The organism is Aestuariibius sp. HNIBRBA575 (assembly GCF_040932005.1).
GTDB lineage: Bacteria > Pseudomonadota > Alphaproteobacteria > Rhodobacterales > Rhodobacteraceae > CANLNM01.
In genome coordinates this window covers 569,485-594,482 of the sequence record NZ_CP162414.1, presented here as the reverse complement: position 1 = coordinate 594,482, position 24,998 = coordinate 569,485, and the positions used below count along the sequence as shown (strand labels likewise).

The 24,998-nt window shown below is 57.9% G+C and carries 17 protein-coding genes; 13 read left to right on the top strand and 4 right to left on the bottom strand.

The window, feature by feature from the left end; genetic code table 11:
- Positions 1 to 159 precede the first annotated feature (159 nt).
- From AB1F12_RS03105 to AB1F12_RS03085, 5 genes are read left to right on the top strand one after another with little or no spacing between them, the layout of a single operon-like run.
- Positions 160 to 3,873: a DUF4132 domain-containing protein gene (locus AB1F12_RS03105; RefSeq protein ID WP_368186499.1), complete on the top strand. Its 3,714-nt coding sequence runs from the start codon at positions 160 to 162 to the stop codon at positions 3,871 to 3,873.
- Entirely contained in the window at positions 3,864 to 4,958 is a 1,095-nt protein-coding gene (locus tag AB1F12_RS03100) for an AAA family ATPase (RefSeq protein ID WP_368186498.1), read from the top strand. The genes AB1F12_RS03105 and AB1F12_RS03100 overlap by 10 nt, the downstream gene beginning before the upstream one ends.
- 21 nt (positions 4,959 to 4,979) lie before the next feature.
- Complete coding sequence (locus tag AB1F12_RS03095; RefSeq protein WP_368188246.1) at positions 4,980 to 7,385, top strand: DUF5682 family protein; 2,406 nt, start codon at positions 4,980 to 4,982, stop codon at positions 7,383 to 7,385.
- Positions 7,382 to 8,509, top strand: a complete 1,128-nt coding sequence (locus AB1F12_RS03090) for a VWA domain-containing protein (protein ID WP_368186497.1) — start codon at positions 7,382 to 7,384, stop codon at positions 8,507 to 8,509. Before AB1F12_RS03095 ends, AB1F12_RS03090 begins: the two co-directional genes overlap by 4 nt.
- Positions 8,506 to 10,473 carry a hypothetical protein gene (locus AB1F12_RS03085; protein WP_368186496.1) on the top strand — a complete coding sequence of 656 codons (1,968 nt, stop codon included), beginning with the start codon at positions 8,506 to 8,508 and terminating at the stop codon, positions 10,471 to 10,473. The genes AB1F12_RS03090 and AB1F12_RS03085 overlap by 4 nt, the downstream gene beginning before the upstream one ends.
- A 534-nt stretch (positions 10,474 to 11,007) precedes the next feature.
- Here the strand turns inward: AB1F12_RS03085 and AB1F12_RS03080 are convergent.
- The 3 genes from AB1F12_RS03080 to AB1F12_RS03070 form a co-directional block, all read right to left on the bottom strand.
- On the bottom strand, positions 11,008 to 12,144 hold the full coding sequence (locus AB1F12_RS03080) for a benzoate/H(+) symporter BenE family transporter (protein WP_368186494.1): 1,137 nt from the start codon (positions 12,142 to 12,144) through the stop codon (positions 11,008 to 11,010).
- Positions 12,145 to 12,287: 143 nt separating this feature from the next.
- On the bottom strand, positions 12,288 to 12,989 hold the full coding sequence (locus AB1F12_RS03075; RefSeq protein WP_368186492.1) for a GntR family transcriptional regulator: 702 nt from the start codon (positions 12,987 to 12,989) through the stop codon (positions 12,288 to 12,290).
- A complete protein-coding gene (locus tag AB1F12_RS03070; RefSeq protein WP_368186490.1) occupies positions 12,986 to 14,350 on the bottom strand; it encodes a formimidoylglutamate deiminase in 1,365 nt (454 codons plus the stop codon). Before AB1F12_RS03070 ends, AB1F12_RS03075 begins: the two co-directional genes overlap by 4 nt.
- A gap of 76 nt (positions 14,351 to 14,426) precedes the next feature.
- On the opposite strand from AB1F12_RS03070, the gene hutI reads away from it, so the two are divergent.
- From hutI to AB1F12_RS03045, 5 genes are all read left to right on the top strand, one after another.
- Positions 14,427 to 15,620, top strand: a complete 1,194-nt coding sequence (gene hutI, locus AB1F12_RS03065) for an imidazolonepropionase (protein WP_368188244.1) — start codon at positions 14,427 to 14,429, stop codon at positions 15,618 to 15,620.
- Complete coding sequence (gene hutH / locus AB1F12_RS03060; RefSeq protein WP_368186489.1) at positions 15,617 to 17,158, top strand: histidine ammonia-lyase; 1,542 nt, start codon at positions 15,617 to 15,619, stop codon at positions 17,156 to 17,158. Before hutI ends, hutH begins: the two co-directional genes overlap by 4 nt.
- A complete protein-coding gene (gene hutG, locus AB1F12_RS03055) occupies positions 17,155 to 17,955 on the top strand; it encodes an N-formylglutamate deformylase (protein ID WP_368186487.1) in 801 nt (266 codons plus the stop codon). The genes hutH and hutG overlap by 4 nt, the downstream gene beginning before the upstream one ends.
- A complete protein-coding gene (gene hutU / locus AB1F12_RS03050) occupies positions 17,952 to 19,625 on the top strand; it encodes a urocanate hydratase (protein ID WP_368186486.1) in 1,674 nt (557 codons plus the stop codon). Before hutG ends, hutU begins: the two co-directional genes overlap by 4 nt.
- Positions 19,626 to 19,687: 62 nt before the next feature.
- On the top strand, positions 19,688 to 20,248 hold the full coding sequence (locus AB1F12_RS03045) for a LuxR C-terminal-related transcriptional regulator (RefSeq protein ID WP_368186485.1): 561 nt from the start codon (positions 19,688 to 19,690) through the stop codon (positions 20,246 to 20,248).
- A 19-nt stretch (positions 20,249 to 20,267) separates the two neighbouring features.
- Here AB1F12_RS03045 and AB1F12_RS03040 read toward each other — a convergent pair whose 3' ends face one another.
- Positions 20,268 to 21,797 (bottom strand): ankyrin repeat domain-containing protein, encoded by a 1,530-nt coding sequence (locus tag AB1F12_RS03040; protein WP_368186483.1) that lies wholly within the window; start codon positions 21,795 to 21,797, stop codon positions 20,268 to 20,270.
- 301 nt (positions 21,798 to 22,098) lie between these two features.
- Here AB1F12_RS03040 and AB1F12_RS03035 point away from each other — a divergent pair, with 301 nt between their 5' ends.
- The 3 genes from AB1F12_RS03035 (at position 22,099) to recR (ending at position 24,997) form a co-directional block, all read left to right on the top strand.
- Positions 22,099 to 23,901: a DNA polymerase III subunit gamma/tau gene (locus AB1F12_RS03035; protein ID WP_368186481.1), complete on the top strand. Its 1,803-nt coding sequence runs from the start codon at positions 22,099 to 22,101 to the stop codon at positions 23,899 to 23,901.
- A 107-nt stretch (positions 23,902 to 24,008) separates the two neighbouring features.
- On the top strand, positions 24,009 to 24,353 hold the full coding sequence (locus tag AB1F12_RS03030) for a YbaB/EbfC family nucleoid-associated protein (protein WP_368186480.1): 345 nt from the start codon (positions 24,009 to 24,011) through the stop codon (positions 24,351 to 24,353).
- 53 nt (positions 24,354 to 24,406) lie between these two features.
- Positions 24,407 to 24,997 (top strand): recombination mediator RecR, encoded by a 591-nt coding sequence (recR, locus tag AB1F12_RS03025; protein ID WP_368186479.1) that lies wholly within the window; start codon positions 24,407 to 24,409, stop codon positions 24,995 to 24,997.
- Position 24,998 lies beyond the last annotated feature (1 nt).

The following is a 24,998-nucleotide window of genomic DNA, read 5'->3' as shown; positions in this document are numbered from 1 at the left end:
ACTCTTAAATTGACAGACCTTGTTTAAGCGCTCAGATTTCACCATTGCTATTCAAAGTTCCTCGGTGAGACTCTCAATCCAGTCCCAGAATACTCTTGGGTTGTATCTTTCGTTGCGTTATCGACTTAAGAATTAGCTAGTCGTTTTTGAGGAAGAGCAGTGCGTGAAATTATCTCCAGCCTTTTGAAAATCCCGAAAATTTCCAACGCTATTTCCAAAGATCTACAACGCTTAGATGTGGTCGAACGCGGCTTGGGAGATAAGGCCGTAGCCTATGTTATGAAGGATAAAGATGGCAGTGTTCTATCAACACTCGCCAATGTCGACGCCTCAAAAATCCTAGGACTCGACAGCAATTATTCCGACGAACCGGGCGACAAGGCACGCAGGCTTTTCTTGGCCCGACACGCACAGGATGCCGCGATCCTGGCCCGTTATGGCGAGGTACTGGCGGCGGCTATGGGCAGCGAGAAGGATTATCTAGCAGGCTCAAAACATGTCCCGCTCCCCCTGCGCATCCTTTTTACCAAGGCCGGAACGGGGCTGGTGAAATCTATCAATTCCTGGCCTCGACAAGTTGTTGGCGCCGAGTCCTGTGTGCTGTCTCCCAACTTCTGCGTTGAAATCTGCGAGGTTGGCGGCGGCAGTGCCGAAGACCTTTTCGATATTCTCTGCAATGATGACGGACGCTGGCGGACCAGTGATGACATCCGCCGCCTTATTGAAATCTTCGACTTTGCCCCGCTAGCGCAAAGCCACAAGACGGCGTTGCTGGCCGCAGGTCGCCGCATGGGTGCGGGTGGCAAGGTCAACCTGATCACGCAGATGCGTAAATGGCAGATGTTCGATGGTCCGGATTCACGTGCCTATCTGGTGGATATGAGCGCCGACAGCGCGAAATCCGTACACCAAGAGGCGGTGCAAGCGATGATGACCTTACCCGAAGAACAGATACTTCTCATCGCCAAAGACAAACTTAGTTCTGGCACCGCCACCATTCGCTCTGCAATGGTGGAACTTCTCGCTGGGATACGGTCAGCGGCCGGGTTTGACCTGCTGCGAAGCCATCTCTCATCTGAGAAAACCGCCCGAATTAAGGCCGCCATCGAAAGCGCTCTGACCGTCGAAGAGGTTTCTCAAGCGGAAGAGGAAAATGAGAGCGACGACACCTCATATCTGGCGCTCGATGGAAGCCGGGTCGACATTCCACCCCTGATCCCCCTATCGACCGATCCACAGGTCAAATTTGGCGCGCAAGACGAAGAGAAACTGGCCAAAATCATCGCGATTGAAAACGCAGAGATCGACCGCCGCAACGAGGCGCGCAAAGGCAAATACAAGTTTGTTGAGCCGCGTCTGAAACCCGCCATGGCTGGACAGATCATCAAACTGTTCAACAACCCCAACGCGGATCTGGAACACAATGACAGCACCACGATGTGGCGTTTCGTGAGTTTCACCGCGCGGGATAAATGGACTCTTGACGCTCTGTTACGAATGTCCCCGGATCTTGCGCTACGGTTTTTCACCGCCACACAGCGGGATTTCCATGCTGCATTCCATCTGAGCGACTCGGATGCTGTAAAGGCCTGGCTGGTACGATATTTAAACGGTGACGACGCAGATTACCGCAATCTTGAAGCGCTGAATGTGGAAATGGGCCAGATCCGGTTCGGCTCGTGGAACAATCGAAAAGTCCGCAAGGCGGTGTCCGGCGATCTGATCCGGGGCGAACTGGGGCGCGAATGGGTTAATTACGATATATTGGACCTCAACCGTGATGCGCTTTGGCCGCTGCTAGCCGAGAGTTTTGATGTATTTGACGAGGCGTTTGGCTTGCGGGCAGCCGGCGAACCCACGCCGCGCAGGCTGCGGGCGATCCGATTTCTGCAGCTTCTTCCCAAAACCCCACAACGCTATTATGGCCCACTGCTTGAAGTCGCCACCGGAACCACCAAATCTGGCCGAGCCGAGGCCCGCGCGATGCTGGAGGGCGCGCCCGGATTGGAAGAACGCGTCATAGCGCTATTGCAAGACACGCGGCAGGACGTGCGCGCTGGAGCCGCTGAATGGCTAGCCGATCTGGGTGTAGAGAATGCGATAAAACCGCTAAAGGCACGTCTCAAGAAGGAAAAATCCGATCTGGCCAAGGCGGCGATCCTCACGGCGTTGTCGCGTCTGGGGGTGGAGCTGTCTGACTATGTTGGCCCCAAGGCGCTGCTGGCTGAGTCGGAGTTGATCCTGAAAAAGGCCAAGTTCGACAAGCTCGACTGGATGGTCAGCGACCACATGCCCGCACTGAAATATAAGGGCGGGCAGAAGGTACCGCCAGAGGTGATCAAATCGTGGATATTCCTTGCAAACAAGCTTAAACAGCCTGGAGGCAATACGCTTTTCGACATTTATTTGGCACAGCTGGCACCAGAAAGCGCCAAGATCCTGTCCACCTGGATTTTTGACGCTTGGGTTAATTACGACACGGTGCGCCCCGGTGACGATGAGGCCAACGCCCATGCCGAGAAACACGCCGATCAGAATTGGAAAACTTATCTGCGATGGGATAAAAGCTACACCCGCGAACGGGCTTATCGTGATCTATATAACGGAATCAAAAGTCAGTATCGAAACTCTGGCGCGGCCACCAAGGGCGTGTTGGCATTGGGAAAACATGTGGACCCGGCCCATGCCGCGGCTATGGTGCGCAACTACCTGAAACAGCATGGATCACGCACCTCGCAGGCGTCATCGCTTCTTGAACTATTGTCCGCGAAGGGTGATCCGCTTTCGCTGCAAATCGTGATTTCAGCCGCCACGCGATTAAAGCAAAAAGGTGTGCAGGCTCATGCCGGAAAACTGATTGAAACGGTGGCCGAGGCACGCAACTGGTCGATGGATGAACTGGCAGACCGCACCATCCCTACCGCTGGGCTTAATGATGATGGCGTGCTGGAACTACCCATCGGCAATGAGGAAAAACCCTATTCCGCGCGGATGGATGATCATTTCAAACTCGTGGTGCTGAACCCGGATGGCAAACAGATCAAAGGCCTGCCGACAGGCGATGATGACAATACCAAGGCCAGCAAGAAACAACTTTCCACCTCCAAGCGCGAACTGAAACAGGTAATCACCCTACAAGGTGAACGACTTTACGAAGCGCTTTGTGCCGAACGCCATTGGCCGGTGGCTGACTGGTTGCGCGATTTCCGTGATCACCCGCTGATGGGGCGACTGACAGAACGGGTGATCTGGTTGGGTGAGGATGCGGAGGGCAAGATCATCACCGCGTTTCGCCCCACCGCCGAAGGGGACTATGTGGATGCGCAGGATAGTGAGGTGACGCTCGACAACTTTAACACCATCCGCCTCGCCCACGGTGCGCTTCTGTCGGATAGTGCGGCGAAGACCTGGGTCCGCCATCTGAAGGATTACGAGGTCACGCCCCTCTTTGCCCAGTTTGGCCGCCCGCTTCTGGCGCTGGATGGCAAGATGGGCAAAGCGACCCGGATCGAGGACCGCAAAGGATGGATCACCGACACATTCACCTTCCGCGGTGCCAGCACCAAGCTGGGATATGAACGCGGCGAAGCGTTGGATGGCGGCTATTTCAACGAATTCATCAAGACGTTCCGAAGCGCGGGTCTTTGTGCGGTGATCGAGTTTTCCGGCAACTGCCTGCCCGAAGAAAACGTCGCCGCCGCGCAGATTCATCTGGAGTTTGTCAAGCTGCATGGCGCAGGACGGCGGGGCCGTGCAGTGCCCTTGTCGGAGGTGCCGCCTGTGCTTCTTTCGGAATGCTGGAACGATTACCGGGATATGGTTGCCAAAGGCAGCTTTGATCCTGAATGGGAAAAGAAAATGCCATGGATGTAACCGTAGATACACCTCAAAAACAGCCCGCCGAATTGCGCTATGAGGCCGAGCTTGCTCGTCTACACGATGCCGATCAGGATCCAAAACCCGCGGGCTGGGCTCTCTCGCCTCGTGCGGTGCGGCGGTTCATCCTCGGCGACAAGGCGCTGGAGGTCAGTCGCAAGTTTTACGGTGACGACCCGCTGGTGGATCGCTGTATTGTTGCTCTGATGGGCCATCAGGGATTGATGCTGGTGGGTGAACCCGGCACCGCCAAATCGCTGCTGTCCGAACTGCTTGCTGCAGCGATCAGTGACAACTCGCGGTTGGTGGTGCAGGGCAGCGCCGGAGTGATCGAAGATCACCTGCGCTATGGCTGGAACTATGCGCTGTTGCTGGCCGAAGGGCCCAGCGAACGTGCTCTGATCCCCTCGCCCGTGTTGACCGCCATGCAGCGTGGTCAGATCGCCCGGATCGAAGAACTAACGCGCTGCGCTCCCGAGGTGCAGGATGCGATGATCTCGCTCTTGTCGGAAAAAACCGTTGCGATGCCCGAACTTGGCGCAGGGCGCGAGGTACGGGCCGAACGCGGCTTCAACATGATCGCCACTGCCAATTTACGTGACCTCGGCGTAAACGAAATGTCCAGCGCGCTCAAACGCCGATTCAACTTTGAAACCGTGGCACCGATTGCAGATGCCGCCTTTGAAAAAGAACTGATCGCGCGACAGGTGAGTGAGCGGATGGCGGACTATGACCTGAAGGCCGATCTGCCCGAAGATGTGCTCGACGTGGTCGTCTCGGTTTTTCGCGACCTGCGCACTGGGCGAGCCGAAGATGGCGCGGTGGTCGCCCAACCCAAATCCGTCATGTCGACAGCAGAGGCGGTGAACGTGGCCCACGGCGCACTGCTTGACGCGAGCTACCTGGCGGGGGACGCCCCCTCTGGCGCCCATGTGGCGCGGCAATTGCGGGGGGTGGTGTTCAAGGATGATGCCGACGATGCCCGCAAACTGCGCGCTTATGTCGACACGATTGCCCGTGCGAGAGGTCGTAAAAGCCGTACCTGGGCGGCGTTTCACAAGGCGGCCAAGGATGATGACTGACGACAGGCGCGTGGGGTGACCATGCGGGACGAGGCGCTGATCCATCAGGTGCATGACCGGCTATTTCAACCGGAAACGGGGGTGTATCTGGCCCCGATCCGCCACCATTCGCCCGCGTGCGCCTGGGCGGTGCGGGCCATGATCCGCGAGCTGAAGCCGTCACGCGTACTGATCGAAGCTCCTCATGATCTGTCGCATCTGATCCCACATCTTTTAGATCCCGACACCGTGCCACCCGTAGCCGCAGCCAGCCTTCTGGACCAGAATGACGGCCCACGTCTGACTGCTTATTACCCGTTCTGTGCCCATTCTCCTGAATGGGTCGCCCTTCGCGAGGGTGCGGCAGTTGGCGCGGATCTACGATTCATCGACCTCAGTTCTGGTGCCAAGATGACAAGAGGTGGTGAGGACCAGACCAGCCCCCGTGCGCTGATGCGCGAACAGGGATTTGACAGTGGCGATTACGTGCGCGCGCTTTGTGACCGGCTGGGCTGCCGCGATGGGTATGAACTTTGGGACCACCTGTTTGAAACCCGGCTTGGTGAGGCGGATTGGCGCAAGTTTCTAGGTGACGTCGGGGCCTATTGCGCCGCGCTGCGCGCCGCCACACCAGAAGATGAGATCGCCAGCGGCGACGACCCGGCGCGAGAGGCACATATGGCCGCCTGCCTGCGTGATGCCCTGACTGAGGGGGTCGCAGACGGCCCCGTGGTCTGCGTGATCGGAGGATTTCATGCTGGTCCGCTGCTGTCGCCGTCCGATACAGCGGGAAAGACCAAAGCAGGTGGCAGATCCGAGGCAGCGTCCTACCTGATCCGCTATGGGTATAAAGAACTGGACGCGTTGATGGGATACAGCGCAGGCCTGCCACAGCCCGCCTATTATCAGGCACTTTGGGATCATGCCGAGGCTAGCGGCGGCCCCCCCAACTGGCCCCGACTTGCCCATGACATCGTCGCGGAATTTGCGTCCCAGATGCGTGGTTCAGGCCATGGTATTTCGGTCCCCCTACAGGTTGAGCTTCTGCGCAGCGCCGAAACGCTTGCACGTCTGCGCGGTCGCCCCGGCGCGTTGCGGCATGATCTTTTTGACGGGCTGACATCCTCGCTTCTGAAGGGTGAGGCTAGCAGCGCGGATGTCTGGCGCGAACGCTTTACGCAGTTTTTGCGTGGCCACGCTTTGGGTGAGGTGAGTAACGCCGCAGGCCAGCCGCCAATTGTGACCGATGCCCGCGCTCGTGCCCGGCGTCACCGCTTTGATGTTTCAGACGGGCTGCGACGCGCACGCAGCCTGGATATTCGTCGCAAATCCACCCATTTGGCCGCGTCCCGCTTTGCTCATGCAATGACGCTTCTGAACACTGAGTTTGCCATACGGCAAGGTGGCCCGGATTTTTTGAATACGGTGCGAACGGGGCTGTTGTTTGAACATTGGGAATATGCCTGGTCTCCTCGCGTGGAAGGGCGGCTGATCGAGGCAGCCATCCACGGCGACACCCTGCCGGCGGCCTGTCTGGGCAAGCTTTTTGCGGCCCGCGATGCGCTAGCCGATGAGGGACGGGCCGACGATCTTAGCGCTCTGATTTCACTTTTCAAAAAGGGGCTTCTGGCTGGATTGGGCGCAGACCTGGATGGATTTTTGGTGGAGATCTCTGACGCGATCACACGCTCCGCAGACTTCCCCGATACGGCGCAGGCGATAGTGGCGCTGCACGCGATTGAAACCTCACGCGGACCATTGTCGTTGCCCGACGGGTTGGAAATTGCGCCCGCGATGCAGCAAGCCTATGCGCGCATGGTCTACCTGTGTGACGACCTGCCAAAGATGCGCGAACAGGCGATACCGCCTTGTCTGGATGCGCTGCGGTTACTGTCCGAAATGATGCGCGGTCGGGGCGGCATCGACTTCGACGCCAAACTGTTCGAAGACGCTCTGGATCGGGTGGCCGAGGCAGACACCGCGCCCGAACTTCTGGGAGCGATCACCGCGATTGCCGTTGAAGGCGGACGCAAGCCAGATCACAGCCTGCCCGACCTAATCACCGCGCAGCTGACCGGCAGCGCCCCCGACCTGCCCACCCGCCTTGCCGGGTTGCGGGGGGTTCTGGCGGTTGCGCCTTCGCTACTCTGGACGGTTGAGGGGATGCTTGATCCATTAGACGCATTTCTGACCGGGTTGGAGGATGACGGGTTTCTAGAAGTTCTGCCACATCTGCGTTTGGCCCTGTCGGCCCTCTCGCCGCGCGAAGCTGATCAGGTGGCTGTAGCGCTGACTCGACGACATGGGGGAACGGTGGGCGAATTCACCGCACATCATCACGACGTTGATGCCACCGATGCCACGCAAGGCGCTCAGATGGATGTCACCCTACGCGAGACCTTGCATGCGGATGGTTTGACCGATTGGATCACCGGGGGCATCGCATGAGCCCGCGCGATTCTGACCAAGCCAAACGCCGCTGGCGCCTTACACTTGGGCGCTATGCCGATCGACAGATGGGCGAACTTTCCGGAACAGATGCCCGTGTCGATCGGGCGTTGGATTATCTGTACGGACGCGAATACGAACAGCGAGGGCTGCATCGCCCTTCCGGGCCGGGATCGCTCGACCCAACCCAGATGAAGGCGCTGGACTGGCTGGGTGAGGCGCGCAAGCTGTTCCCACAATCGGTGTTTGAGGTAATGCAGGACCATGCACTGGATCGTTATGGGCTATCTGACCTTCTGGATGATCCCAAAACACTGGACAATCTGGAACCCAATCAGGACCTGCTGAAAACTCTGCTCAGTTTCCACGGACGCGCCAAACCGGAGATCAAAGACAAGCTGCAGCAGGTGGCGGATGCCGTTATTCAAGACATTATGCGGCGACTGAAATCCGATATGCAGCGGGCGTTTTCCGGGCGGCGCAACCCGTTCAAACGGTCCCATGTCGCGTCGGCAGCGAACTTCGACTGGCGCGGGACCTTACGGCGCAACCTGAAGAATTACGACCCCGAAAGTGGCCGGATCATCGCCGATGACCTGCGCTTCATAGCGCGGGAACGGCGGCGATTGCCATGGTCGGTGGTGCTCTGCGTAGACCAGTCAGGATCGATGACCGACAGCATCATCCACTCGGCCGTCATGGCGGCGATCCTGTCAGGCCTGCCCGGCGTGAACGTGTCGATGGTCCTGTTTGACACCTCAATCCTTGATGTGACCGACCGACTGACCGACCCGCTAGAGACGCTTTTGTCGGTACAATTAGGCGGTGGCACCGACATTGGCCGCGCGGTGGAATATTGTGAAGGCTTTGTAGACACACCCGAGCGCACCGTCTTTGTGCTGATCTCGGATTTTGCCGAAGGGGCCAGCCCGAGCAGGCTCTATCGCGCGGTGGCGAAGATGAACGAAGCCAAAGTACGAATGATTGGCCTGTCGGCGCTAGATGATCTGGGGGATTCGTATATGGACAAGCAGATTGCCGAGCGACTGGCGGGGCTGGGCATGAAAATCGGTGCGATGACACCGGATCGCCTGGCGCTTTGGCTGGCCGAGGTAATGCGATGAGCCTGCGCGATTTGATTGCCTCTTTTGACGATGACGCGCTGGTGGCGCTGGCCAACAAAGGTTTGTTGCGCCGCGCGATGAAGACGACGGGAGAGGCGAACATTCTGCGCTTTGACGAGGATGACGCCGACCTCACCGTATGCGGGCAGGCCGTTTCAATCCCGCCTGCCGGACCGCAATCTGCCAGATGTGATTGCCCCGCGCCGGGCATATGCAGCCATATTCTGACCGCAATGCTTGTGCTGCGAGAGGCTTCGGCGGACACGCGCGCGCCTTCCGCGAATGATGCACCTGAAAACGACGCCCCGCCGGAACTGACCCATGCCCCGTCGGCCAGTGACGGACTGACAGGGTTGGCGGCAGAGGATTTGCGCAAATTTGCGGGTGCCGATTATGACGGGGCGCAGGTTTTGGCCGGATCAGCCCAGATCGAGGCGCTCGGGCAAAATGCGCAGGTCTCGTTTGTGACGCCCGATGCCTCTGTAACATTTGTGGCAGGGCAACCCCTGACATCAGCGCTTTATAAGGGGCCGTCTACTCGGAAACGGTTGGTGGTGACCGCTGGGGCCATTGCTGTTCGAGACCAAGCGGGAGTGGCACGGAACGTGGTTGACCCCCCAGCCAACAGCGTCAACACGACCGGACCGGATGCGACCATGCTCGCCGAGATTTCCAACGCGATCGAAGCCGCCATTTCGCAGGTTTTTCATGGCTCTGCCCAACTGGCACAGGAACGTTTCCTCGACCTGGCGATCTCCGCCAGGGTGCAATCCGCCCCGCGCCTGACCGGGCAGCTTCTGACCCTGTCCACCCAATGCGGTTGGGCGGAAACAGGTGATATTCGCTTTGAACACGGGCGATTTCTGGCGGCTTTGGCGCAGGCCTATGCGCTGGTCAAAGCATTAACACAAACCCCGAACGATCCCGCGATTCTGGGTGTGGTGCGGCGCAGTTTTGCCCAGGCCCCGACGATGGATCTGTGGGCTTTGGGCGCAAAAGGCTGGAACAGCCCCAATGGCGCACGCGGCCTAACGCTTTATCTGCTGAACCACGAAACCGGAGTGTTTCACGCCGCAACCGTAGCGCGGGGCGCCGGGATGGATGCCAATTTCACCCCGGCTCGTGCCTATGCTAGCCCGTTCTGGGGCATCCCTTCGGTGCCGGGTTTGACGGGGAACATGGTGACACTTGATCAACCGCTTTTGTCGCCGGAGGGGCAGCTTTCGACGGCGGGCAAGGTGACGGCAAATGTTAACGGCGCCATTCCCAGTGCCCAATTGCAGGATCACGCGTGTTGTTTTCAACGCTGGGATCAATTGCGCGAGATGCTGCGCTGCGAGATTGGGCAGGGATTGAAACGGAGTGCGGCGCCACTGCCCGCACTGATCGCACCCACCCGCATAGAAGAGCCGTATTTCGACGACATCAGTCAGCGCTATCGCTGGCGGGTGCTGGATGCGACGGGCGACATTTTTGAACTTTCGGCCAGCCCGCAAGAGATTGACCATCTGACCTACATGCATCTGCAATTCCCCGGCGCAACTGCTTTGTTGATCGTGACCTCGTTGGTCGGAGATGAGCTACAGCATGAGCCGGTGACCCTTTTACATCCAGAAGGAACAGGATTGACGGCCATTAATCTCAAGTTCCAGCCAGCCCCCCAAGGCAGGATCCTAACACGGGCCAAAGGTGAACTTCTGCGCGGATGGAAGCGGCTACGGGGAACAGAAATCGCGCCTCAAGACAACGGGTTTGCCGCTCAGGTACTGTGCCACCTTGCCGAACAATGTCGGCATATGCAGCCAGATCACCTGGCCCATCTGGCCGCGGGGGCCGAAGCGCGGCAGCTTCTGCTTCTGGCGGATGCGCTGGAGCGGGTGCGTCAGGGCCTGCGTCCGGTCGACGTTCTTGCTGCTGCCTATCTGTGCCACGAGATAATCGTTCTGACCGCGTTGAGAAGATGAGTGATCTAACTCGGGTTACATGAAGTCCATTCTGCGGTAAGCGCTACCGAGCACGACTTTTTGCCATATCGCGGCACAAGCGCAAGACCCAGAAATATGCTGTTGGCTTGGGAAAGTATCCTGCAACACCACGTTTCGCATACCAGTTTCTAGCACGATAGAGTCATCGCATGTCGCCCACCATATTCTCAATAAGAGGGTATCTTTGGACATTTCTAACGGAATTCAAACGTTGAATCGCCGAACTTTCGTTTTCAAATCGCTTGGAAAAAACGGCCCATTCTGGATGTAACCTGCCATCAAGGTAGCTGCGACGCAGTCCAAACCCGCGATCTCAATCAGGGCTATCGCCTCGACGACCTTTTTCGTGGGGGCACCAGATAAGAAAGACATTTCCGATGTCCTTCTGCAATTCTCCTCCACCATGGACAGCGAAGATTGACCTTTAACCCAATTCTCGGGCGTGGCCATACAACATGAGCGCGGCGCTTTTGCTACAATGCATATATATGCTGCTCAACAGGGTGTCTGGCGTTAGGTGGTCTTTGATTTCAGCACCCAGATCAGCGTGCCGACAACGACACCCCAAAACGCGCCGCTAATTCCCCAAAGTGTCATGCCGCTGGCGGCGATCAGAAATGTCAGCGCTGGGGCCTCTGACTGGGTGGGGTCAGCGAATGCCGCTGAGATCGCACCAACCAAAGCCGGAATGAGCGCGAGCCCGGCAACGGCGGTGATCAGCGCCAATGGCGCAAGACCAACCAGCGACGTCACCAAAGCGGCGGCAAAGGCCAACAGCACATACACGATCCCCGCAGTGATTGCGGCCCAATATCGGCTTGCGGGATCGCGCCCTGCATCTTGGCCTGCCATCATGGCTGCGGTGATAGCGGACATGTTGACCGGGATCGATCCAAATGGTGCAAAGGCGATGCTAACAATGCCCGTTTTGCGGATCAACGGCTGGCGATCAACCGGGTAGCCGTTCAATTCCAGCACCGCAAATCCGGGGATGTTTTGCCCTGCCATTGTCACCAGATAAAGCGGCAGAGCGATGGAAAAGAAGGACGATAATGTGAAGCTAGGCGGCACGGGATCAAAGGCCGGAAGCCGCAGCGTGACAGATTGCGCATCACTGCCGGACATGTCGACGACAAAAAACAGCACCACAACAAACGCACAGACCGCAAAGGGCATGGCGGCCAATCGGTTCCAGACCAACCCAATCAACCACGCGACCAGAACCGGTAAAACCAGCACTGGAATTGTCCCCAGCGCCAATGCGGGCGCCAAACAGAGTTTCAACAAAACACCGGCCAGCAAACCGTTTGCGATTGGCTTTGGAATGGCCGCCACGACCCGCCCAAGTGCGGGCACAAACCCGGTTATGACAATCAGCCCCGCACAGAGGATCAACGCGCCGACGGCTTCGCCAAACCCGCCAGGTAAAACGGCCGTCGCCGCCAAAAATGCGGCCCCCGGCGTGGACCATGCCACAGCCGCCGGGATGCGCGTCACAGCGGGCAGCCAAATGCTGCAAATCCCCATGCCGATGGATGCAAAAAACAAACCCGTCGCCGCCTGTGCGTCGCTGGCCCCCATGGCCGTTAGCCCCGCCAGCACAATCGCAAAAGATGCCGAATACCCCACAAAGGCCGCGAGCAAACCCATGGAAATCGCTTGAACCGAAAGACGACGAAACATTGAATAAATACACTTTTCCAGTTTGCAGCACCTTTGCAGAGCGGGCCTAAATCCGCCAGTGCATTTCGAACTGGTGGTCAAATCAGACGCAAACCGCAGGCATCTGCCCGCTAAAGCACGGTACGCAATTGATGGCCCGGCCCGTAAATCAACCGCACCTTTGTGACCGAAACTGTGCTGTCCCAGGTCAGCCGATCGATGGCAAACAATGCAGCATTTGCCGGGCAATTCAGGATATCGCTCTGTTGTTGGGATGCTGAAATTGCTGAAAACGCAATATCCCCATGGGTATAAGGCGCGTTGATCAGCAGCCATTCATTGGCGCTGATATCGGCAAAGGGTTCATCGGATGCAGCGGGCACCGCGGCAATGTTGATCCAGCGATCCTCTAGCGCATAGGGCATGTCATCCGCCAAATGCAGGGCGCGAATGTGCAACAAATGTTGGGATGCGTCGGTCTGCATGGCGGCGCTGACTAAAACAGGCGGCACCACCTGCGCGCGCTCAATCAGGTGATAGCCGTATTTTTGACCGCGATCTTCGATTTCACTGCGAATGACGGCAATATCCAGCGTGGCCTTGGCGATGGGTTGCATCGCGACGCGGGTTCCTGCTTTGCGGCGGCGATCCAGCAGCCCTGCTTCGGCCAATGAACGCAATGCACGGTTGACGGTTGTGCGCGCACAGCCGAATTCCGCAGCCAGATCGGCTTCGTTCGGGATCAGATCACCGGGTTTCCATTCACGCGCATGAATGCGCCGCAGCACTTCATCTTGGATGCTTTGCCAATTTCGAAATGTGGATGCGGTCATAAAGCGTCTTTCAGGGCCTCAAGCGTGTGTTTATATGCGGTGATAATGGCTGACCGCGCAACATGCCGCCCATCGCTTACCATATGGCGCCCGGCGGACCAAACGTCTTTGACCAGCCGATCATCCCCGGCAAAAACCCAAGCGTCCAGCGCTTTGTCCCCTGTAAGGGTCCACAGGTGATGGGACTGGGTGTTAAGCGTCATCAAATCCGCCCAATACCCGGTTTCAATGCGCCCTGTTTGCCGGGCCGCAGCCTGTGCCCCGCCCTGTAACATCGCCGAAAACAGCCGCCGCGCAGTCGAATGCTGGGACGTGGCCAAAGCCGCGCGGGTGCCGTCACGCAACCGTTGGGAATAGTCCAACTGCCGCAGTTCTTCGCACAGGGAAATGCGAATGTTGCTGTCTGACCCAATGGCCATCGCACCGCCATGACCCAACCATGACACGCCGTCAAAAATCCCATCGCCCAGACTGCTTTCGGTGATGGGACACAGCCCGGCAACTGCACCCGAGGATGCCAAGGCACGGGTTTCATCCGGGGTCATCTGCGTGCAATGGATCAAGCACCACCGCGCGTCGATGTCCAAATTGTCCAGCGCCCAAGCGACCGGCCGTTGGCCCCAATGATGTTTGACCTCGTCAACTTCGGCCTGTTGTTCGGCCAAATGCATGTGGATCGGGCCCGTGGGAAACAGGGATGCATATTGGGCTAGATCGCTGGGTCCCACGGCTCTTAGGGAATGGGGGGCGACGCCGATGCCCGTATCCGCAGGCAATTCGGCGATCGCCTTTGTTGTGGCTTGGTGTAAATCCATGAACTGCGTCATGGAGTTGCCAAACCGAATTTGCCCGGCCGTTAAATCCCTTTGATCGCAACCGCCAAATTCATAATGCACCGGCAACAAACACAGCCCGATCCCTGTCTGATCCGCCGCCGCCGCAACCCGCTCTGACAGTTCCGCAATGTTGTCATAAGGCACGCCGCCCGGTTGGTGATGCACGTAATGAAATTCAACATTCGTGGCATAGCCTGCCTCAAGCATTTCCATCTGAACCATCGCGGTGATGGCCTGAATATGGTCAGGCGTGAGGCGATCCATGAACCGAAACATCAGGTGGCGCCACGTCCAAAAACTGTCCTTGGCATCTGGGCCGCGATGTTCTGTCAGTCCGGCCATGGCACGCTGAAAACCGTGACTATGCACATTCACGGGCGCGGGCAGCAGCATGGGCACCTGCATTCCGCATGGATCAGCACCGACCTGCACGTCCTCGATCCGCCCCGATACGGCAATATCAACCCGAACGTTTGACGCCCATCCAGACGGCAACAGCGCCGTTTCAGCCCATAATCTTTGCATAAGTGACTCGCTTGACAGGATTATTATGTCTGCACATAAAGACATTATAACCCGATTAATGAAAGTGAGTCGCATGATGCTTTTGACCAATGCCACAATTGCGAGCCTAGAGGACAATGACGATTTTGGCCTTATCCACGCGGGGGCCATCGCGTTGGGTCACGACCGGATCGTCTGGGTCGGAACCATGCAGGATATCCCGCAAGCCTATGAAAAATTGACAAAATTTGACGTTGAAGGTCGACTGATCACACCGGGGTTGATCGATTGTCATACCCATATCGTTTTTGGCGGCAATCGCGCCCGCGAATTTGAAATGCGGTTGAATGGCGCAAGTTACGAAGATTTGGCCAAAGCCGGTGGCGGCATCATGTCAACCGTCACAGCCACCCGGCAGGCCAGCCACGAAACATTATTGGCCCAAGCATTGACGCGGGTGGATGCATTGATCGCCCAAGGCGTCTGCCTGATCGAAGTGAAATCAGGTTACGGGCTTGATCAGGAAACCGAATTAAAAATGCTGCGCATCGCCAAACAGATCGCGGCAGAGCGGCCCATCGATGTCAAAACAACGTTTCTGGGCGCCCATGCGGTGCCTGCAGAATATGCCGGACGCGCGGATGCCTATATCGACGATGTCTGCATCCCGACATTGCGCCAAGCCCATGCCGAAAACCTGGTCGATGCGGTGGACGGGTTCTGCGAAGGGATCGCATTTAACGTGGATCAGATCGCCCGTGTGTTTGACGTCGCGGTTGACCTCGGCCTGCCTGTGAAACTGCATACGGAACAATTGTCCAATATCGGCGGGTCGCAATTGGCGGCAAAATACGGTGCGCTCAGCGCGGATCACGTGGAATATGCCACCGATGCAGATGCACAGGCATTGGCGCAATCCGGGTCCGTCGCCGTGGTTTTGCCCGGCGCGTTTTACACATTATCCGAAACGCAATTGCCGCCCATCCAATCCTTTCGCGATCACAATGTCCCCATCGCCGTGGCCACAGATTGCAATCCCGGCTCGTCCCCGCTTGCGTCAATTTTATTGGCGATGAACATGGCCTGCACACTTTTTCGGCTCACGCCGCATGAGGCATTGCTGGGCATAACCGCCCACGGCGCGCGTGCGCTCGGTGTTCAGGACCAAGGCCGGATCAAGCCCGGCATGTTGGCCAATCTGTGTGTGTGGGATGTCCACCACCCGTCAGAGCTGGCGTATCGCATTGGGTTCAACCCAATTCACACACGTATTTTTAGGGGATCACGATGATTGTCACCCTCACCCCCGGCGCGGCCACATTGGCGCAATTGCGCGACATCTGGACCAATGCCAAAGCCGTTATCCTGCATCCAACAGCACAGGACGGGATCAATGCCGCCGCCGCGCTGGTCGCTGCTGCGGCCAATGACGACGCCGCCGTTTACGGGATCAATACCGGATTTGGAAAACTGGCAAATGTTAAGATCGCACCGCAGGATGTCGCGACGTTGCAGCGCAACTTGATCCTGTCCCATTGCTGCGGCGTGGGCCTGCCTCTTGATGTTGCCACCACCCGTTTGATGATGGTTCTCAAACTGTTATCCCTTGGGCGTGGCGCGTCCGGCGTGTCCATGTCCACCATTCGCCTGATCGAGGATATGCTGGCCAAAGGCGTGACACCTGTGGTCCCACAGCAAGGGTCCGTGGGCGCATCTGGCGATCTGGCCCCGCTTGCTCATATGGCGGCCGCGATGATCGGCGAAGGCGACGCAATCCTGAACGGCCACCAGATGCAGGCGGCCAAGGCCCTGCGCAAGGTTGGACTAACTCCGATCACTTTGGGCCCCAAAGAAGGGCTGGCCCTGATTAACGGTACCCAGTTTTCAACCGCTTGCGCCTTGGTTGGGCTATGGGCGGCGTGGGACAATGCGGCGACATCGGTTTTGACCGGCGCGCTTTCTACGGATGCCATTATGGGGTCCACCGCCCCGCTGCAGGGTGCCATTCACACGTTGCGCGGTCACCCCGGCCAAATTGCGCTGGCGCGGGCCCAACGCGCATTGATGGCTGGGTCACTAATCCGCGAAAGCCATCGGGACGGCGACGCCCGGGTCCAAGACCCCTATTGCATCCGGTGCCAGCCTCAGGTCACCGGCGCGGCCATGGACCTGCTGCATTTTGCCGGCCGCACCTTGGAAATCGAAGCCAACGCCGTCACGGACAACCCGCTGGTTTTGGTGGACCAAGGTCTGATCGTATCAGGCGGGAATTTCCACGCTGAACCGGTGGGATTTGCTGCGGATCAGATCGCGGTGGCCCTGTCTGAAATCGGCGCAATTGCCCAGCGCCGCGTGGCCTTGATGGTGGATCCGACCCTGTCCTTTGATCTGCCACCGTTTTTGACCCCAAATCCCGGTTTGAATTCCGGGCTTATGATTGCCGAAGTCACAACGGCCGCATTGATGAGTGAAAACAAACACCTAGCGAACCCCTGCACCACAGACAGCACCCCGACATCCGCCAACCAAGAGGACCATGTCAGCATGGCGGCCCATGCAGCGGTGCGTTTGATCCGGATGAATGCCAACCTGAACGTGATCTTGGGCGTAGAGGCAATGTGCGGCGCGCAGGGCGTCGAATTTCGCGCGCCCCTGATGACCAGTGACGCGTTGCAAACGGCGATCAAAACGTTGCGCGCGCAGGTCCCGGCACTCGCCGATGACCGCTTTATGGCGCCGTCGATCAAAGCGGCCGCGGCGTTGGTTTCCACGGGCGCCTTGGCAGATGCGGTTGGGTTGTCTGGATACATCCGCGGACAGGTCACATGACGCCGGTTCACGTCCAATCCGGGACTGGCCCGATTGTTTTGGGCCTGCCACATGCGGGCACGTTTGTGCCGCCTGATATCGCTCAGAACCTGAATGAAAACGGGCAAAAGCTGGCTGATACGGATTGGCATGTGGACCAGCTTTATGCCGATCTGATCCCTGATCTGACCTTTGTGCGTGCCAATTTTCATCGATACGTGATTGACGCAAATCGCGACCCATTGGGTGCAAGCCTTTATCCCGGTCAAAACACCACCACATTGGTGCCCCTGACCGATTTTGATGGGCTCAGTATCTGGAACGCCCCCCCATCCCAATCCGACATCAAAACCCGGCTGCGCCGCTATCACGCGCCCTATCACGCCGCCCTTAGGGGCGAACTGAACCGCGTGCGTGATCTGCACGGCGTGGCGATCCTGTTTGATTGCCATTCGATCCGATCTGGCATTCCCTTTCTGTTCTCAGGCCCCTTGCCTGACTTTAACATCGGCACCAATCTGGGATCGACATGCGCCCCCCAAATCGAAGCCCAAACCACTGAGATTTGCACGATGGCCGCTGGGTATTCCACAATCGTCAATGGCCGGTTCAAAGGGGGCTGGACCACGCGACACTATGGACAACCATCTGAAAACATACATGCAATTCAGATGGAGCTGGCGCAATCAACCTATCTGACCCAAGAGGCCGCACCATGGAACTTTGATGTGACCAAGGCAGCCAAGCTGCGCCCCTATCTGGCATCCATTCTGTCCACATTGGCCCAACTGGCCCCGACCCTAAGAGGTAAATCATGACGCAGTCCCGCCACAACATCCGTGATGTATTCCCCGCCACCGGATCGGACATCACCGCCAAAAGCTGGCTCACCGAAGCGCCGATGCGCATGTTGATGAATAACCTACATCCGGACGTCGCTGAAAACCCGCATGAATTGGTGGTTTATGGCGGCATTGGCCGCGCCGCCCGCACATGGGAGGATTTCGATGCCATCGTCGCCGCGTTGACAGAACTAGAAGACACGCAAACCCTGCTGGTGCAATCGGGCAAACCGGTCGGCGTGTTCAACACCCACAAAGACGCGCCCCGCGTGCTGATCGCCAATTCCAACATTGTGCCGCATTGGGCCAATTGGGACCATTTCAACGAACTGGATAAAAAAGGGTTGGCCATGTACGGCCAAATGACGGCCGGATCGTGGATCTATATCGGGACCCAAGGCATCGTTCAGGGCACCTATGAAACCTTTATGGAGGCAGGGCGCCAGCATTATGATGGAAACCTGAAAGGCCGCTGGATTTTGACCGGTGGATTGGGTGGCATGGGCGGTGCCCAACCGTTGGCCGCTGTGATGGCCGGGGCCTGTTGTCTGGCGGTGGAATGCGATGAAACCCGTGCTGATTTTCGGCTGCGCACCCGCTATGTCGATGAAAAGACGGACAATCTGGATGATGCATTGGCGATGATCGATCAGTGGACCAAATCCGGTCAGGCAAAATCTGTGGCCCTGATTGGCAATGCTGCGGACGTGTTTCCTGAATTGATCAAACGCGGGATCAAACCCGATTTGGTCACAGATCAAACCTCGGCGCATGATCCTGTGCATGGATATCTGCCCCAAGGATGGAGCGTTTCAAAGTGGCGTCAAATGCAGGAAACGGATCCCAAAGCCGTCGAAAAAGCCGCGCGTGCATCCATGAAGATACAAGTCGCCGCCATGGTCGATTTCTGGGATTCAGGCGTGCCGACGCTGGATTACGGCAACAATATCCGGCAGGTCGCATTAGAAGAAGGGCTGGAAAATGCCTTTGCGTTTCCGGGGTTTGTTCCGGCTTATATTCGCCCGTTATTCTGCCGGGGCATTGGCCCGTTTCGATGGGCCGCATTGTCGGGTGATCCCGAAGACATCTATAAAACCGACGCCAAGGTCAAAGAATTGATCGACGACCCGCATTTGCACAATTGGCTGGATATGGCCCGCGAACGGATCGAATTTCAGGGCCTGCCCGCGCGCATCTGTTGGGTCGGGTTGGGATTGCGGCACAAACTGGGATTGGCGTTCAACGAAATGGTGCGCAATGGCGAATTGTCCGCCCCGGTTGTGATTGGCCGCGATCATCTGGACAGTGGATCGGTGGCGTCCCCCAACCGCGAAACCGAAGCGATGAAGGATGGATCAGACGCAGTTTCGGACTGGCCTTTGCTGAACGCAATGCTGAACGTGGCTGGTGGGGCGACGTGGGTGTCGTTGCATCATGGCGGCGGGGTTGGCATGGGGTTTTCCCAGCATTCCGGTATGGTCATTTGCTGTGATGGCACGGAGGATGCAGATCGCCGTCTGGCCAATGTTTTGTGGAACGATCCGGCAACCGGCGTGATGCGTCACGCGGATGCTGGCTATGACATTGCGCTGGATTGCGCGCGCGAAAACGGGCTGAACCTGCCCGGTATCCTGCGCGCGCCCTAACGGCAGAAAATTGCCCCGGATCAAGGCTTGCATCCGGGGCCGTCACGCGAAAAAATAGGCCCATGACAGTTGGACCTATGGATGACATTGCTACGCTCGCGTTTGAGTTTTCGCCGGTTGGGCTGATCTATTCAGAAAACCGGATGATCGTGCGATGCAATCCGCAGTTTTGCGATATGTTTGCGCTGCCCAAACAACAGCTCGAAGGGATGTCGTTGTCGGTGTTATATCCGTCGTCAGATGAATTTAACCGCATCGGTATTGTCGGACCCAAGGTGCTGGCACAAAAGGGAATTTACGCAGACGAACGCATTATGAAACGCGGTGATGGCGCGTTATTCTGGTGTCGTGTGCGGGGGAAATCGCTGGATCGTGACGCGCCTTTTGCCCGCGCAGTCTGGAGCTTTGCCGACATTTCTAACGCCCGCCCGGTGACCGAAATGACCCCCCGCGAACGCCAAGTGGCCCAAGGATTGGCCGAAGGGCGCACCAGCAAGGAAATCGCCCGAGAGTTGGACATTTCCCCCCGCACGGTTGAGGTGCATCGCGCAAAATTGTTGGAAAAATTCAACGCCCGCAATTCCATGGAACTGGTGGCACAATTGGCGGGCATCCCATTGTAGCCCGCCAAACGTTGCGTGGTTATCCTGCGACCACCTGACCGGGATGCGCCGCCGCCCAGTCGATCAAAAAGGCCGCCATTTCCGGCATGCCCGCCAAATCACCCATGCGTTTGGGCAAGGCAACGCCGTGATCCAACACAATGCGCGCGCATTCAATATGGTCGCGATTTGCCCGTTCGGGACAGTTTTCCGACCCATGCACGATGGTTGACAACAATGTGCCGCCATAGCCGTTCACATGGGTTAAATCCGGCCCCAATGAGAGGAAATATTGCACCAATTCTGGTCGCCCTTCCCAGCCTGCGATCTGAATTGGCGTCAGCCCCTGATCATCCGGTTTGTCCCATTCTGCACCCGCTGCGACCAGCGCCCTTAGATGCGCATCTTTGCCCGGAAGGTGCAGAATTTCACGAATGATATCGCGGTAAACTGTCGGCATTTTTGCGGGGTCCAGAAATCCGCCGGGGGGTTTTTGCTGCGCCGCTGCGCTGAGGATCTGTTCCTGATCCGTCAAGGCTGGCGTGATACCCAGGGCGGTCAACCGATCCACCAAATCCGTATTGCCATAGACACAGGCGGCGGAATACACGGTCACGCCTTTGAACATCGCGCGGGGGTCCGCCCCAGCCGCCAATAACAGGTCGATCATCGCGCCATCGTTCATGCGCCGCGCCGCCTGATGCAGGGCCGGGAACACGTGCGGGGCCTCTCCGCCTTGCGGTTCACCGTTAAAGTCATCCGCCCGCGCCCCGGCCTTTAGCAACATGTCGACGGCCACATGATCGTTAAAATCCATCGCCCGATAAAGCGCATTTGTCCCCGCCGGATCCGCCCCATGCGCCAGCAACATCGCCAACCCGTCGTGGTGGCCCAATTCGGTCGCATGATAGAGGCTCTCTTTGTCGTTTGGGTTCGCGCCGTGATCCAATAACCATTGCCCTAAAACCATGTTATTGGCATGTCCGATCGCCCCATATAGCGCCGACAATGCCCTGCCCTGTTCCGGCGTCGCGGGGGTGGCGTCATTCACATCCGCCCCCGCCTTTAGCAGCATGTCGGCGATGTCGATCATGGCATCGCGCCTGTCGGGCCATTGGTGGATCATTTTAGAAAATGCCAGATGCAGCATTGGCGTACGCGGCCCGGCCATTTTGGTTGCCAAAGTAGGATCATCCCACAACGCTGAACGCACCGCGTCGACGTCATACATGGCCACTTGCAGACCAAACAAACCTTCGGCCAAATCCGGGGTTTCCTGCATCAATGTATCCACCACCCAGCCTTGGCCATGGAACAATGCGATTTTCAATCGTTGCTGTTTTTGGGCACGATCCATGCCTTGGGTTTCCACCGCCAATTTCAATTGCGGCCAAGAGGCAAAACTGTTTTCCAGCGCAATAACATGCAGATAATCCGCATGTTTTAACTCGCTTAGCTCTGATCTGGGGGGATGGGCGCGCAGACGTGCAACCGCCTGATGGTCGCCCATTAAATGGGATTTTCGCAGGGCTTTTGCCGCACGTCGAAACGGGTCCAGATGATCTGTCATCGGCTTCCTCATGTATGTTCCCGCGGATCCGCTAGCCGGGAAAAATGAGAAAGACCGCAATGGTCATTTCAACGTCAAAGGGTGCTGATACAGCTTTCCGCGGATCTGGATGCCCCCCAATGGGCCATTCAACCCTAGCGGCTGACATTTGCGCATGCAACCGCGGTATTCAATCAGGACAATCAATCAGGGGCATTCAATCGGGCGGCAATTGGTGGACGCGACGGTCTGCGCGGAATAGGTTAGCGCAGACCAATGGATCCAGACGCGATTCCGTGACCCTGACCAAACAAAGGCCATTATGACCGACGAAACCCAACCCGCTTATCAGGTGCTGGCCCGGAAATACCGGCCAGAAACGTTTGTCGATCTTGTTGGACAGGACGCGATGGTGCGCACATTGCGCAATGCCTTTGCCGCCGATCGCATCGCCCAAGCCTTTATTATGACAGGGATTCGTGGCACCGGCAAAACCACAACCGCGCGGATCATCGCCAAGGGCATGAACTGTATCGGGGTGGATGGTACGGGTGGGCCGACCACCGATCCCTGTGGGCAATGCGAACATTGCACCGCCATCATGGAAGGTCGCCATGTCGATGTGATGGAAATGGATGCGGCGTCACGCACCGGTGTGGGCGACATCCGTGAAATCATCGACAGCGTACATTATCGGGCCGCCTCGGCGCGCTATAAAATCTATATCATCGACGAAGTGCACATGCTGTCGACCAGCGCGTTTAACGCGTTGCTCAAAACGCTCGAAGAGCCGCCCGCGCATGTGAAATTCATCTTTGCGACCACCGAAATCCGCAAGGTGCCGGTGACGGTCCTGTCCCGCTGTCAGCGCTATGATTTGCGCCGGATCGAACCCGAAGTGATGATCGCGATGTTGCGGCGCATTTCGGACGCAGAAGGCGCGGAAATCACCGACGACGCATTGGCGCTGATCACCCGCGCCGCCGAAGGGTCCGCACGGGATGCGCAATCGCTGCTGGATCAGGCGATCAGCCATGGCGCCGGGGAAACATCCGCCGATCAGGTGCGTGCCATGCTGGGTCTGGCCGATCGGGGGCGGGTTCTGGATCTGTTTGACATGATCCTAAAAGGCCAAGCCGCCGAGGCCCTGACCGAGCTGTCATCCCAATATGCGGATGGCGCTGATCCGATGGCCGTTCTGCGTGATCTCGCGGAAATTTCCCACTGGATCAGCGTGATCAAAATCACACCCGAAGCCGCCGAAGACCCGACCATCAACCCGGATGAACGGGTGCGCGGATTGGCGATGGCGGAAAATCTGCCGATGCGGGTTCTGTCGCGGATGTGGCAGATGCTGTTGAAATCCTTAGAAGAAGTGGCCACCGCCCCCAATGCGATGATGGCCGCCGAAATGGCTGTGATCCGGTTGACCCATGTGTCCGACCTGCCCACGCCCGAGGATCTGATCAAGAAATTACAATCCGATCCCCCCGGCCCCAATGGCGGTGGCGGCACAGCCCCGCGTGCGCCAAATGGGTCAAATGGCACGATGGCTGGCGGACCCGCTGGTCCATCTGGGGGCGGCAGTGGCGCACCCACTGCGCATCACACCCCCGCCGATGCGGTGTCATCTGCGCAAACCGGACCCACGACACATGGATCGCTGGCCGTTCAAACCGAAACTGCGTTGGCGCGGTTTGCCCGGTTCGAAGATGTGGTTGAACTGATCCGCCATCACCGCGACGTCAAATTGCTGATCGACGTGGAAACCGGGCTGCATCTGGTGAACTATGCGCCGGGCCGGATCGAAGTGAACCCCACCGAAAAAGCCCCTGCCGATCTGGTCGGTCGGTTGGGCAGCCGCCTGCAGGCCTGGACCGGCAACCGCTGGGCGATCACCGTCGTCAACGAAGGCGGCGCGCCCACCATTGCGCAGGTCCGCGATGCGGCCGAACTGGAACTGCGCGCACAGGCCGAAAGCCACCCGATGGTTTTGGCCGTGATGGCCCAGTTTCCCAAGGCCAAGATCACCGAAATCCGCACCGCCAAAGACATCGAGCAAGACGCCTATGCGGATGCCCTGCCCGAAGTCGAAGGCGAATGGGATCCATTTGACGACGACTAAACCCGACAATTTCAACCGACGCCTGAGGCCATAATCCAACGTTAGTGTGGCTTGTGCCTCACTGTGAAACGCTTATCTTAGCGGCAACGCGAACAAAGGATATGAACATGCTCAAAGGACTAGGCCAGCTTGGCGATATGGCCAAGATGATGAAGCAGGCGCAGGACATGCAGTCCAAAATGACCGAACTTCAGGACAGTCTGGAAACGATGACGATTGTCGGTGAATCCGGCGCAGGTTTGGTCAAAGCGACAGCCACCGCCAAAGGCGTGTTGACCAGCCTTGATATCGATCCGTCCATCTTTGATCCCAACGAAAAAGAAGTGGTCGAGGACCTGATTTTGGCCGCGATCAAAGACGCCCAAGCCAAAGCGCAGGACCGGGCCCAATCCGAAATGGCCCGCCTGACCGAAGGTTTGGGCCTGCCTGCGGATTTCAAACTGCCGTTTTGATCTAACAATTCGGGCCGGGCGACGCATCACGTTTCCGGCCCAAAGAGGCCCCCATGAGCAGCACAAGTGACATCCAAGACCTGATAGATCTGATGGCCAAGCTGCCCGGGCTTGGGCCGCGATCCGCACGCCGTGCGGTGCTGCATCTGATCAAAAAACGCGGGGTTTTGATGACCCCACTGGCCGATGCGATGGGTCGGGTGGCCACAACTGCGCGGGAATGTTTGAACTGCGGCAATGTTGGCACCACCGATATTTGTGACATTTGCAGCAGCGAAAAACGCATCGGGTCGCAGATTTGTGTGGTCGAAGACGTGTCTGACCTTTGGGCGATGGAACGCGCCAATATTTTCAAAGGCCGCTATCACGTTTTGGGTGGCACATTGTCCGCGCTCGATGCAATCGGCCCTGATGAGCTTCGTATTCCGAAATTGTTGGACCGGATCACGTCGGAAAGCGTCACCGAAGTGATTTTGGCCCTGTCTGCCACCATCGACGGGCAAACCACGGCGCATTACATCGCAGATCAATTGCCCAACGTCACCGTCACCACGCTGGCCCAAGGCGTGCCTGTTGGCGGCGAACTGGACTATCTGGATGATGGCACCATCACCGCTGCGCTGAATGCGCGGCGTCAGCTCTAGG